The following is a 13283-nucleotide window of genomic DNA, read 5'->3' on the forward strand; positions in this document are numbered from 1 at the left end:
GGGTTGGGACGGCCGTTTCTATTCGCTGTATTCTGTTCAAGAAGTCCGGCTGCTGCCGGACTTCTTTTTTGTAGGAAAGGACGGGGAGGCGGTATGCGGGAGCCGCAGCTTTATGCCGCGCCTTTATAATGAAGGTAAACCTTATTGTTAATCGGTATCGGACGAAGATTCGTACCGGAGGCTTGAATCGCTGTTCAACCTCCAACGTTCGCTTTTGCACATTTTGCATCATTGCTTGGACAAATTGCTTCTTCCATAGGCAAAGCGTAAATTTTGTCGTATAATGACTCAAAATCATGCCGCTCCCTGCGCTGCAGCCGCTGCGGCGACGCGATTGTCCGGTTCGGCACATCAATGCGCTAATGCTTCGCCGCAAAAGGAAGTTTTATCGGGCAGATAAAAGATTTAAATTGCACGGCGTGGAAGCTGAATGTTACAATGGGGAAACCAAAAATCCAACTGCGAACCCGCTTTTCGCGGGATGTGGAAGACTGCTTTTTGACCCCAGCGGAGCATCCGCCGGGTGCGAAAAGGAGTCTGTTCTCTTATATCCGAGGCTTTTCGGTGGTCTGCCACGCGCAAGCGCCTTTACCTCCCGTCGGGATGAATGAATTTCATTATAGAAAGGTTGTTTGATGAAATGACTGGATTGCCTCCGAAACAGGGTCTTTACGATCCCCAGTTTGAAAAAGACGCCTGCGGCATGGGCTTTATCGCCAATATCAAGGGAGCACCCGCACACGATATCGTCAGCCGCGCGCTGACCATGCTCGAGAACATGGAACACCGCGGCGGCCAGGGAGCCGAGCCGAACTCCGGCGACGGAGCAGGTATCATGCTGCAAATTCCGCACGAATTTTTCGCTTCCGAGGAGCTCGGATTTACGCTGCCGGCCGCCGGGGATTACGGAGTCGGTATGCTGTTCCTGTCGACCGACGACAAAATCCGTGCCCGTCACGAATACCTGCTCGGCGAGATCATTCAGGCCGAAGGACAGAAGCTGCTCGGCTTCCGCACGGTTCCGACCGACGACGGCACGCTTGGTTTTTCCGCCAAAGCGGCCAAGCCCTGCGTACGCCAGGTGTTTATCGGACGCGGTGCCGTAAACGGCACGGACGATCTGGCTTTTGAACGAAAATTGTATGTGATTCGCCGTCTGGCCGAGATGTCGATCCGCTATGCGGAAGGCGAAGGCGCGGAGTCTTTCTACATTCCGAGTCTGTCGAGCCTCAAGATCGTCTACAAAGGCATGCTGACTACGGCGCAGGTTGGACAGTTCTATCCGGATCTGCGCAACGAGAAGCTTAGTTCGGCGATCGCGCTGATTCACTCGCGTTTCAGCACGAATACGTTCCCGAGCTGGGACCGTGCGCACCCTTACCGTTTCATGATCCACAACGGCGAGATCAATACGATGCGCGGCAATGTGAACTGGATGCATGCGCGCCAGACCCTGTTCGAGAGCGAAGTGTTCGGTCCCGACCTCGACAAGGTCAAGCCGGTCATCAACCCGGACGGTTCCGATACGGCGATGTTCGACAACACGTTCGAATTCCTGTATCTGAGCGGACGCTCGCTGCCGCATGTGGCCATGATGATGGTGCCGGAGCCTTGGAGCAAGCACGAGACGATGGACGATACGAAAAAAGCGTTCTACGAATATCACAGCTGTCTGATGGAACCGTGGGACGGCCCCGCCGCGATGGCGTTTTCGGACGGCGTGCAAATCGGCGCGATCCTTGACCGCAACGGGCTTCGTCCGGCACGCTACTACGTGACCAAAGACGATACGATCATCCTGTCCTCCGAAGCCGGTGTGCTTGACGTAGCGCCGGAAGACATCTTGTACAAAGACCGTCTGCGTCCGGGGCGGATGCTGCTGATCGATACCAAGGAAGGCCGGATCATTTCCGACGAGGAAGTCAAAGGCCTGATCGCTTCCGAGCGTCCGTACCGCGAATGGCTGGACGAGCACATGATCAATCTCGACGAGCTGCCGGATGCCCAGGAACCGCCGGCTCCGAAGCACGAGAACGTGACGCAGCTTCAGCTGTCGTTCGGTTATACGTTCGAAGAACTGCGGAAAGTGTTGGAGCCGATCGCTTCGACAGGAATCGAAGCGACGGGGTCGATGGGCTACGACGCCCCGCTCGCCGTGCTGTCCGATAAGCCGCAGCGTCTGTACAACTACTTCAAGCAGATGTTCGCGCAGGTAACCAACCCGCCGATCGACGCGATCCGCGAGGAAATCGTCACGTCGGCTTCGACGGCAATCGGTGCGGAACGCAATCTGCTGCTGCCGGAACCGGAAAGCTGCCGGATGATTTCGCTGGATACGCCGGTATTGTCGAACGAAGATTTTGCGAAGATCCGTCATGTGCACCGTCACCGTCCGGGCTTCCGCGCGATGACGATTCCGATCTTCTTCGAAGCGGCGCGCGGCGCCGACGGCCTGCGCGATGCGCTGGACGCCATGTGCAAAGCGGCTGACCGCGTCATCAAGAAAGGGCATAACATCCTGATCTTGTCCGACAAAGGCGTGAATCGGGACAATGCGGCCATTCCGGCGCTGCTTGCCGTTTCGACCATGCATCACCATTTGATTCGCCAGGGAACACGCACCAAAGTCACCCTGCTGCTGGAATCCGGCGAACCGCGCGATGTGCATCACTTTGCGCTTCTGCTTGGATACGGCATCAGCGCCGTCAATCCTTACCTGGCGTTCGAGACGCTGCAGGATATGATCGCGCAGGGTATGCTTAGAGGCATCTCGCACGAAAAAGCGGTCAAGAACTTTATCAAAGGCATGACCAAGGGCGTGGTGAAAATCCTGTCCAAAATGGGGATTTCCACGATCCAGTCGTACCGCGGTGCCCAGATCTTCGAAGCGGTGGGTCTCAAGCCCGAATTTGTGGATCGCTACTTCACCTGGACGCCTACTCGCATCGGCGGCATCGGGCTCGAAGAAGTGGCGTTCGATACGCTGCTGCAGCACAACCGGGCTTTCTCCGACAAAGACGGCATCGACAAGGTGCTCGATTCCGGCGGCGAATATCAATGGCGAAGCGACGGCGAAGACCATTTGTTCAACCCGCAGACCATTCACCTGCTGCAGCATGCCGTTCGCACAGGCGATTACGAAACGTACAAGAAGTATGCACGCCTCGTCGAAGGGGAGTCCAAACAGCATCTGACGCTGCGCGCGCTGCTGAACCTCAAACCGGTCGGCGAACCGGTTCCGCTGGACGAAGTCGAACCGGCTTCCTCCATTATGAAACGCTTCAAGACCGGAGCGATGTCGTTCGGTTCGATCAGCAAGGAAGCGCATGAATCGCTTGCGATCGGGATGAACCGGATCGGCGGCAAGAGCAATACCGGCGAAGGCGGCGAAGATCCGGCGCGCTTCATTCCGGATGCCAACGGAGATTCCCGCCGCAGCGCGATCAAACAGGTCGCTTCGGGCCGCTTCGGCGTGACGTCGAACTACCTGGTCAACGCCGACGAGATCCAGATCAAGATGGCGCAGGGGGCCAAGCCGGGCGAAGGCGGACAGCTGCCGGGCCGCAAAGTTTATCCTTGGGTCGCGGAAGTTCGGGGTTCGACGCCGGGCGTAGGTCTCATCTCGCCGCCGCCGCACCATGATATCTATTCGATCGAAGATTTGGCCGAATTGATCTACGATCTGAAAAATGCCAACCCGCGCGCGGATATCAACGTGAAACTGGTCTCCGAAGTCGGGGTAGGCACGATTGCGGCCGGCGTTGCCAAAGGCCGCGCCGACATTATCCTCGTCAGCGGTTACGACGGCGGAACCGGCGCATCGCCGCAGGGTTCGATCCGCCACGCGGGCATGCCGTGGGAACTGGGTCTGGCCGAGACGCATCAGACGCTGATTCTCAACAATCTGCGCGACCGCGTCGTACTGGAGACGGACGGCAAAATGCTGTCGGGCCGCGATCTGGCTGTCGCCGCTCTGCTCGGAGCGGAAGAATACGGCTTCTCGACCGCGCCCCTGATCGCCGTCGGCTGTATCATGATGAGAGTATGCCAGCTGGATACCTGTCCCGTCGGCGTAGCGACGCAGAATCCGGAACTGCGCAAGAACTTCATGGGCGATCCGGAACATGTCGTCAACTTCATGAAGTTTGTCGCGGAAGATCTGCGCGAGATCATGGCACAGCTCGGCTTCCGCAGCATCCAGGAGATGGTCGGACGCACGGACTGCCTCGATGCGGTGGATGCTTCGCATCATTGGAAGAAAAAAGGTCTCGATCTGACGCCGCTGCTGCATGTGCCGACGCTTCCGGAAGGCAGCACGCCTTTCCGTTCGCAGACCCAGAATCACGGTCTGGAACATACGCTCGACATGCGCGAACTGCTGACGGCTGCCGCCCCTGCGCTTGAACGCGGAGAGAAAGTCGACGCACACTTCAAGATCACGAACGTGGACCGGGCCGCCGGCACGATTCTCGGCAGCGAAGTTACGCGCAAATACGGCGCGGCCGGGCTGCCGGACGATACGATCAGCCTGCGTTTCACCGGTTCGGCCGGCCAGAGCTTTGGCGCGTTTGTACCGAAAGGCATCACGCTTGAAGTGTCGGGCGATTCCAACGACTACGTGGGCAAAGGTTTGTCGGGCGGCAAGTTGATCGTGAAACCCGATCCGAGAGCGACGTTCAAGTCGGAAGAAAATATTATCATCGGCAATACGGCGCTCTACGGCGCGACTGCGGGCGAAGCTTATATCAGCGGAATCGCCGGCGAACGTTTCGCGGTCCGCAACTCGGGTGCGAAAGTGGTCGTGGAAGGTACGGGAGATCACGGCTGCGAATACATGACAGGAGGACGCGTAGTGGTACTCGGCGCGACGGGACGCAACTTTGCGGCCGGCATGTCGGGCGGCGTCGCTTACGTCTATGACGGAGCGGGCGATTTCGTCGACCGCTGCAACCTGGAAATGGTGCTGCTTGAGACACTTGAAGACGCAGCGGAGAAAGAAGAAGTCCGCGAACTGATTCAGCGTCACGCGGAGCTGACCGACAGCGGCGTAGCCAAGCTGATTCTCGACGGTTGGGAACAGACGTCGGGCCGTTTCGTCCGCGTCATCCCGAAAGATTACAAGCGCATGCTGGAACAGATCGAAAAAGCCGAATCGACCGGTCTGACCGGCGATGACGCGCTCTTGGCCGCTTTTGAAGCCAATATGCGCGAGCTGGCCCGTGCAGGCGGCTGATTGCCGGATTCCTTTTTCGGATAGATATTGATGTTGTGAAGTTTGAATTTTATCAAGCGAAAGGCCTACCCGTTTCTTTCAAGAGAAGCGGGTAGGCTTTTTTAATGGGAAATAATAGGATGAGACCGCCAAGCTATGTTACATTGGTAACGAAGAGTTCTTTTGAAGAAAACAGACCAAAGCGAGCCGGAGGCGAACGCGCAGAGTCGGAAGACTCGGCATTCAAAGACATGAACGGGAAGATTGGTTCGGAAGTGAATGTTCGGTACATTTGACGCTATTCAACCCTTCGGGTTTTGCGTAAGCGGGGATTTGGAATCTTACGCCCGGTACGCCAGCGGCATATGGGCCGACGAATTTCCGGGGCATGAGATGCTTCAGGAGAAGCAGCTGCTTGAACGTGAAAAAAGACGGGATCAGACCTTGGTGAGCTTCTTCGAGCGGGCAGCCGCAAGCGATAAGAAAAGGATAAAAAAGAGGTGACTGTTACCTTGTCAACCCTAAAGGTAAGGTTACGTTTTCCTGAATCGCACCTAAAGCGTGTGCGTTTCAGGAAAACGTAAACCTCTGATTAAGAGTTGAAAGGGTACTAGGAATGAGAAGGAGGAATATAGCTTATATGGAAATCATCAGCGACAAAATGCCTGTTCCGGGCAGCAAAAGCAAGATAACCGGAGAACCCGTCGTCCGTTTCGACAACGTGGTCAAGCAGATCGGCCGCAAAACGATTATCGAAGGCTTGACGCTCGACGTACCGCCGGGACAAGTCTTCGGTTTCCTTGGACCAAACGGTTCGGGCAAAACGACGACGATTCGAATGATGACGGGGCTCATGGCGCCAAGTTCCGGAGATATCGTCATCGACGGCCGCAGCATCACGCAGGATTTTGAACAGGCGATTTCTCAAGTGGGAGCGATCGTGGAGAATCCCGAGATGTACAGCTACCTGAGCGGTTATCGCAATCTGAAGCAGTATGCACGTATGCGCTCCGACGTGACGAAGGAACGGATTGACGAGGTCGTTCAGTTTACGGGGCTGGATCGCCGGATTCATGACAAAGTATCGACTTATTCGCTTGGCATGCGCCAGCGCCTTGGCGTCGCACAGGCCATTCTGCACCGTCCCAAACTGCTGATCCTCGATGAGCCGACCAACGGACTCGATCCCCAGGGAATCCGGGAGCTGCGCGATTACCTGAGAGAGCTGACGCGCAAAGAAGGCACGACCGTATTCGTATCGAGCCACCTGCTCAGCGAAATGGAACTGATGTGCGATACCGTGGCGATTATCCAGGCCGGCAAATTGATCGATGTACGGGAGCTGCACGGCGAGGCGGATATCCATGCGACACTCGAGACGATATTCGATGTGGGCGAGCGGATCGAAGAAGCGCTGACCCTGCTCGGAGGCGGAGAAATCCGAAACGGCCAGTTGGTCGTACGGACGAACCGCGAGGGAATTGCGGAGATCAATACCCGTTTCATTCAGGCGGGAATACCGGTCTACGGCATACGCCCACTCACCCGCACGTTGGAAGATCAATTCCTGGAGATGACGGGAGGCGGCGGAATTGTTTGATTTTCTCGGACTCGTACATAATGAAAGTATTAAAATTTACGCGCGTATACGCACTTGGATCATGCTCGGCGTATTGGGGCTTGTTGCGCTGTTGATGCCGGTTCTTTTCTCTTTTGTCGGCGAAGATATGGGCATGTGGAACTCGCTTAATACGCTGCTGCAGTTCTGGTTCCTGCCGACCGTATTCGCGGTTGCTGTCGCTGCGGATACGGTCGCGGGCGAATTTTCGCGCGGCACGATCAAGCTGCTTCTGATCCGTCCGTGGAGCCGCATCAAAATTCTGCTGTCCAAATACGTGGCGGTCCTGTTGTTCATGATTGCGTTGTACGTGATGCTCACGGTACTCGGTATGGTGATGTCGGCCCTGCTGTTCGGAACTCCCGCTGACCCGGATGGTCTTTCGGGGCAGCTTACGCTCAGTCTTTCCGAGTTTTTCTGGTGGTCGCTGCTGTATCGGCTGATCGACTGTCTGATTTATGTGACGATGGCGTTCATGTTCTCGTCCATATTCCGAAGCAATTCGCTGTCGGTAGCGCTGACGATCATCCTCCTGTTCATGGGAAGTCTAATTACGCTGTTGGTCGATCCTTCGAAATACGCGATCGGCCGCTACCTGCTGTTTGCGAATATGGATTTGAGCCAGTATATCGTTTCATCGACGGGTAGTTACGGGGGGATGTCGCTCGGCTTTTCGCTGGCGGTTCTGGCCGTCTACTATGTCGTATTCCTGGCTCTGACGTTCTGGGTTTTCAAAAAAAGAGACGTCGCCGCGTAACAGGAACATCGGTCTCCATTATGAATCCCGCTTTCGCGTTTGCGAAAGCGGGATTTTTGCGTACGCTGGCCAAGTAGGAAGCGGGGTGCCCTCAGTGAATTTTTTGCGCTATAATGAATAAATCAACAGACCGGCCGTTTGTAAGACACACTGCGCCGGAAGGAAAGCGAAGGTGAAACGGAGCGTGCAGGCAGATAAAATAAGCAGCAGAAAATGGATCTCGCGCAATGAAGAGGATACGGCAGCCCTGGCTGCGTACTTTGCATCGTTGGCGAAGCCGGGAACGGTGATTGCGCTCGACGGGGATCTGGGTGCGGGCAAAACGAAGTTTTCGCAGGGATTTGCCGCCGCGCTGGGAGTTCGGGGGATCGTAAACAGCCCGACCTTTACCTTGATCAAGGAATACGAAGGCAGGCTGCCTCTTTACCATATGGACGTCTACCGGATTACGCAGGATGAAGCCGAAGATCTGGGTCTCGACGAATATTTTGAAGGCCGGGGGGTGTCGCTGGTGGAGTGGGCTTCGATCATTCCCGACCTGCTGCCGGCAGGCCGATTGAATCTGCATATCGAGCATAACGGAGAAGCCAACCGTGTGATTCGCTGTGAAGGAATCGGCGCGCCGTATGCGAAATGGGTGGAAGAGATGCCGGATTCCGGTGCGGATACAGAATCGGGACAACGAAAATTGAATGAAGATGGGGAATTTGAATATGACGAAAAATAACGCGCGGCCCGGCCGGATTCTGGCGCTCGATACGTCCAGCGCTTCCCAGGCCGTAGCGGTACTGGAAGGAAGCGGGATCCTGTTCGAAAGCAGCAGTCTGGCCGAACGGAATCATTCCGTGAACCTGCTGCCGGAAATCGAGCGGGCGCTTCGGCAGTCCGGTACCGACAAACAGGCGCTTGCGGGTATCGCCGTAGGCATCGGACCGGGTTCGTATACGGGCGTTCGTATTGCCGTCACGACGGCGAAGACGCTGGCCTGGGCGCTGAAACTGCCGGTAGCGGCCGTGTCTAGCCTGGAAGCGCAGGCCGCCTCGGGACTCGAAGCGTCCGGTCTTCAGGGGAAGATCTGGATCGTTCCCCTGGTCGATGCACGGCGCGGACAAGCGTATACGGCTTTGTTTGAAACGCATCTTCCGTCCGTCGGCGGCCGGGATGAACGGCTTGTGCTGGACCGGACCGCGGAAGATGCCATTTTACAGGTACAGGACTGGACGGTTCAACTTGCCGCAAGGCTGCGGGAACTTCCTGCAGGCGAACGGCCCGACCATATCCTGTTTACCGGAGAAACGGAAAAACATGCGGATACCGTACGTGGGCTTGCCGAGATAGCTGGACTGCCGCAGGACCGTATTGCCCTGCAGGACTGTGCGGCCGAAGCGAGGTGGATCGGCCGGATCGGCCTGCGCAAGCTTGAGAGCGGCGATACGGTTGACGCGCATGATCTGCTGCCGAACTATACGCAGGTCACGGAAGCGGAAGCGAATCTGCTGCGCGCCAAGAACTAGAACATCCGGAACCTTCGGGAACCGGGAGATTGAATCGTATAGGAAAGGAGGCTGCATGGGATGCAGCACCGAGAGACCGAATCTGCACAATCTTCGGGCGAACCGTCCGTTCATTTTCGAACCATGGGGCTCGAAGATATCCCGGATGTTATGGTGATCGAACACGAATCGTTTTCGCTGCCCTGGACCGAGCAGGCCTTTCGCAGCGAGATGACGATCAATCATTTCGCGCGCTACCTCATTATGGAATTGGACGGCGAAGCGGCCGGTTACGCGGGAATGTGGACGGTTATGGACGAAGCGCATATTACGAATATTGCGGTACGTACCGCTTATCGCGGACGCAAATTGGGTGCCCGTCTGCTGGACGAGCTGCTCGGCATGGCGGAATCGCTCGGTCTGGAAAGAGCGACGCTGGAAGTGCGGGTCAGCAACGAAGTCGCCCGCCGGTTGTACGTCAAGATGGGATTCCGCGAAATCGGGGTCCGCAAAGGCTATTATTCCGACAATAACGAAGATGCCGTCATTATGTGGATAGACCTGAAAGACCGTTCCAGAGCGGCGGGGAATACGGAAGGAAGCGTGTAACGGGAATGGATAAGGAACTGCAGCAGGAAGCGCAGGGCAAGACGCGCGAAGGTACGTATATCTTGGCGGTGGAGACCAGCTGCGACGAAACGTCCGTCGCGATTGTCAAAAACGGACAGGAAGTGCTCGTGAATCTGGTCGCCAGCCAGATCGAGACGCACAAAGCGTTCGGCGGCGTTGTCCCCGAAGTGGCTTCGCGCCAGCACGTCGAGTGCATCACGCGCTTGATGGAGCAGGCGATCGAGGAATCGGGGCTTGAAGCACGCGAATTGACGGCGATTGCCGTAACGGAAGGTCCCGGGCTTGTCGGGGCGCTTCTGGTCGGGATTATGGCCGCCAAAGCGCTGGCTTTTGCACTCGACAAGCCGTTGATCGGTACGCATCATATCGCCGGGCATATCCATGCCAACCAACTGACGGATGAGATTCAATATCCGTCGATCGCACTCGTCGTCTCCGGCGGCCATACCGAGATCGTGCGAATGGAGAGCGAAGGGCGGTTCGAGGTTGTCGGGCAAACGCGCGACGACGCCGTGGGTGAAGCCTACGACAAAGTAGCGCGTTCGCTCGGCTTCCCGTATCCGGGAGGTCCGTACGTCGACAAAGCGGCGCAGGCCGCCGATACGGCTGCCGCGCTGCCCCGGGTGTGGCTGGAAGAAGGCTCGTACGATTTCAGCCTGAGCGGACTCAAATCCGCGGTGCTGAATCTGGTTAACCAGAGCCGGATGAAAGGACAGGAAGTCGATACGGGCGCAATCGCGCGCGGATTCCAGGAATCCGTCGTGGAAGTGCTGGTCGCCAAGGCGATTCGTGCCGTGCATGAATTCGGTGCGAAGCAGCTGCTGCTGTGCGGCGGTGTGGCGGCGAACGGCGGCCTGCGAAGCGAACTGACCGCGCGCTGCGCGGCAGAAAATATTCCGCTGGCGATCCCGCCGCTGAAGTACTGCACGGACAATGCCGCGATGATCGGCGCCGCCGCTTACGTGAAATGGACGCGCGGCGAAATCAGCGATCTTTTTATTAAAGGAGAGCCGGGCATGTCGCTGGAAAACTGGTCGGTCGGAGAATCGGCTGCCCGGTAAAGCGCAAAGCGTATGTCCGGATGACGGATACGGGTGATGTCTGCAAATCGGCCGTGCGCGCAAGAGGGCTTCTTCCATACCGGAAGAGGCTCTTTTTGTGTAGAGAGAAGCTTTTTTGACATCAACGGGATTCGGACTTTTGTAAAGCTGTGTAAAATGTAGAAGTCGGCCCTGCCTATTTTTACTCACGCTTAACCTGCCCTTGTCAATCCCTGAATAATCTTATCCACATATCCCCTTATCGTTGTGGACAAGTAGGCTCAACCCGCGCGGAATGCCTGCTTCGAATTTTATGTAAAAGGGGATATGTTTTTCAAAAAGGAAAAGCGAAATCTGTGGATAATGTGCATAACAAAGTGGATAAAATTGGTTTCAAGGTGAAAGTGGCGGTTTGGAAAGCAAAAAACCGGCCATAAAGGCCGGTTAGTAGGCGAAACACGTGATAAAACTGTGGATAACGCAGTGGATAACGGGGATAGATCAAAATGTTCACTTGACAAAAAAATTATTCCGCAGCGAGCGTTTCCCATTCTTCGTAGGCCGAGGCAAGCTGGGTTTTGTTCGTATCAATCGCATTTTGCCGTTCCTGGATCGCCATATAGTCTTCGTAAATTTCCGGAAGTGTCAACTCCAGTTCAAGAGCGGCAACCGAGCTTTCGAGTTCCGCAATCAGCGTCTCGAGCTGTTCCATCCGGCGCTGCCGGCTGCGTTCTTCTCGTTTGGCCTGTTTGCTTTCTTCAAAAGCGACCTGGGCATTTTTGGATTCTTCGGTCTCGCCCGCCTGGACGGAAGCCGAAGATTTGCTGCGCGCCGAGCCAAGGACCGCATTCTCGCGCGCGATCTCTTCGAGTTCCTGCTTCTTCTCGACGTAGTCGTCGTAGTTGCCCAAATAGCCGGTAATGCCGCTTGGACCCAACTCGATCACGCGCTCGGCCATTTTGTTGAGGAAATAGCGGTCGTGGGAAATGAACAGCAGGGTCCCGTCGAAATCGATCAATGCCGATTCGAGCACTTCTTTGCTGTACAGATCCAAATGGTTGGTCGGTTCGTCGAGAATAAGCGTATTGGCTTCGAGCAGCATCAGCTTGGAGAGCAGCACCCGCGCTTTCTCGCCGCCGCTGAGTGCGGAGATTCTCTTGAGCACGTCTTCTCCGCTGAACAGGAAACTGCCGAGCACCGTCCGGATGCGGGCTTCTTCCATATGCGGGTACGCGCTCCACAATTCTTCCAACACGGTGTTCTGCGGATTGAGCGTGTCCTGCTGCTGGTCGTAGTACCCGATTTGGACTTTGGCTCCCCAGGTGATGCGTCCTTCGTCCGGCTTGAGCCGGCCGATCAGCGCTTTGAGCATGGTGGACTTGCCGACGCCGTTGGGTCCGATCAGCGCTACCGTTTCGCCGCGGGACAGAGAAAACGACGCATCGCGGAACAACTTGTTGGCGCCGTCGTAAGAGGCGGATACGCCGTCTACATTCAGGACGTCTTTGCCCGAGGTGTAAGCGGCCTGGAACGAGAAGTTGGCCCGTTTCAGATCGCCGGCCGGCCGATCCAGCCGATCCATTTTCTCCAGCGCTTTGCGCCGGCTCTGCGCACGCTTGGTCGTCGAGGCCCGAACGATATTCTGCTGAATAAACGTTTCCATCTTCGCGATTTCGCCCTGCTGCTTCTCGTATTGTTTCATGTCGGCTTCGTACTCGGCGGCCTTGAGCTCGGTGTAGCGGCTGTAATTGCCCGTATAGCGGCGCGCCCGGTGGCGTTCGATCTCCACGATCGCCGTGACCGTTTTGTCGAGGAAGTAGCGGTCGTGGGAAACGATCAGCAGCCCGCCGTCATAACCGCGCAGATAATCTTCCAGCCAGGTCAGGGTCTCGATATCCAGATGGTTGGTCGGTTCGTCGAGCATGAGCAGATCCGGAGCTTGAAGCAGCATTTTGGCCAGGGCCAGACGGGTCCGCTGTCCGCCGCTGAGCGTGGACACGACCGTGGAAGGATCGAAACTGCCGAAGCCCATCCCGTGCAGGACGCTGCGGATCTTGGTGCCGATCTCGTAACCGCCGTGGTCGCGGAACCAGTCCGAACGCACCGCATAGCGGTTCAGCAGATCCTGATAGGCTTTGTCCTGTTCGGAATGCGAGGAGCCTTCGGTGATCTCGAGTTCCATCTCGCGGATCTCCCGTTCGGCATCGAGCAGGTCGGCAAACACGTCCAGCATTTCTTCCTGGATAGTCCGCTCCGACTGCAGCCCGCTGTTTTGGGCAAGGTAGCCGATCGTCGTTTCTTTGTTTTTGAAGATTTGACCTTCGTCGTGGGACATCTCGCCGGCCAGAATCTTCAGCAGCGTCGACTTGCCCGCCCCGTTGACTCCGACGAGTCCGATTCGTTCGCGTTCCAGGATTTGAAAGGTAATGCCTTCCAGAATGCTCTGGACGCCGTATCTTTTTGCGATTCCCGTTGCTTGAAGCAGCATAATTCAGAGTCCTCCGTGCTGTTGAAATAGTCTAAGATCACTTTA

General features: G+C 56.4%; 8 protein-coding genes. 7 read left to right on the forward strand and 1 reads right to left on the reverse strand.

The genetic code is table 11. The features are described from left to right. Nucleotides 1-640 precede the first annotated feature (640 nt). The 7 genes from gltB to tsaD all read left to right on the forward strand — a co-directional run bounded on the left by gltB (nt 641) and on the right by tsaD (nt 10771). On the forward strand, nt 641-5233 hold the full coding sequence (gene gltB, locus HOP44_RS07045) for a glutamate synthase large subunit (protein WP_172251928.1): 4593 nt from the start codon (nt 641-643) through the stop codon (nt 5231-5233). Between the two features lie 619 nt (nt 5234-5852). Beyond that, nucleotides 5853-6812, forward strand: coding sequence for an ABC transporter ATP-binding protein (locus HOP44_RS07050; RefSeq protein ID WP_172251930.1), 960 nt, complete (start codon nt 5853-5855; stop codon nt 6810-6812). Further along, nucleotides 6805-7587, forward strand: coding sequence for an ABC transporter permease subunit (locus HOP44_RS07055; RefSeq protein ID WP_172251932.1), 783 nt, complete (start codon nt 6805-6807; stop codon nt 7585-7587). The genes HOP44_RS07050 and HOP44_RS07055 overlap by 8 nt, the downstream gene beginning before the upstream one ends. A 184-nt stretch (nt 7588-7771) precedes the next feature. Next, on the forward strand, nt 7772-8314 hold the full coding sequence (tsaE, locus tag HOP44_RS07060) for a tRNA (adenosine(37)-N6)-threonylcarbamoyltransferase complex ATPase subunit type 1 TsaE (RefSeq protein ID WP_343059803.1): 543 nt from the start codon (nt 7772-7774) through the stop codon (nt 8312-8314). Further along, the gene (gene tsaB / locus HOP44_RS07065; RefSeq protein WP_172251934.1) at nt 8301-9101 is read left to right on the forward strand and encodes a tRNA (adenosine(37)-N6)-threonylcarbamoyltransferase complex dimerization subunit type 1 TsaB; all 801 of its coding nucleotides are present in this window, start codon (nt 8301-8303) and stop codon (nt 9099-9101) included. Before tsaE ends, tsaB begins: the two co-directional genes overlap by 14 nt. A gap of 60 nt (nt 9102-9161) precedes the next feature. Then, a complete protein-coding gene (rimI, locus tag HOP44_RS07070; protein ID WP_172251936.1) occupies nt 9162-9689 on the forward strand; it encodes a ribosomal protein S18-alanine N-acetyltransferase in 528 nt (175 codons plus the stop codon). Nucleotides 9690-9694: 5 nt separating this feature from the next. Further along, complete coding sequence (tsaD, locus tag HOP44_RS07075; RefSeq protein ID WP_172251938.1) at nt 9695-10771, forward strand: tRNA (adenosine(37)-N6)-threonylcarbamoyltransferase complex transferase subunit TsaD; 1077 nt, start codon at nt 9695-9697, stop codon at nt 10769-10771. 505 nt (nt 10772-11276) lie between these two features. Here tsaD and HOP44_RS07080 read toward each other — a convergent pair. Next, nucleotides 11277-13238 carry an ABC-F family ATP-binding cassette domain-containing protein gene (locus HOP44_RS07080; RefSeq protein ID WP_172251940.1) on the reverse strand — a complete coding sequence of 654 codons (1962 nt, stop codon included), beginning with the start codon at nt 13236-13238 and terminating at the stop codon, nt 11277-11279. Between the last annotated feature and the right edge of the window lie 45 nt (nt 13239-13283).

The sequence above is a fragment of the Saccharibacillus deserti genome (genome assembly GCF_013618475.1).
Taxonomy (GTDB): domain Bacteria; phylum Bacillota; class Bacilli; order Paenibacillales; family Paenibacillaceae; genus Saccharibacillus; species Saccharibacillus deserti.

Bases quoted from the DNA above. Each gene is read 5' to 3' on its own strand.
- HOP44_RS07050 (WP_172251930.1), top strand. From the start codon at position 5,853: ATGGAAATCATCAGCGACAAAATGCCTGTTCCGGGCAGCAAAAGCAAG.
- HOP44_RS07080 (WP_172251940.1), bottom strand. From the start codon at position 13,238: ATGCTGCTTCAAGCAACGGGAATCGCAAAAAGATACGGCGTCCAGAGC.
- gltB (WP_172251928.1), top strand. From the start codon at position 641: ATGACTGGATTGCCTCCGAAACAGGGTCTTTACGATCCCCAGTTTGAA.
- tsaD (WP_172251938.1), top strand. From the start codon at position 9,695: ATGGATAAGGAACTGCAGCAGGAAGCGCAGGGCAAGACGCGCGAAGGT.
- rimI (WP_172251936.1), top strand. From the start codon at position 9,162: ATGCAGCACCGAGAGACCGAATCTGCACAATCTTCGGGCGAACCGTCC.
- tsaB (WP_172251934.1), top strand. From the start codon at position 8,301: ATGACGAAAAATAACGCGCGGCCCGGCCGGATTCTGGCGCTCGATACG.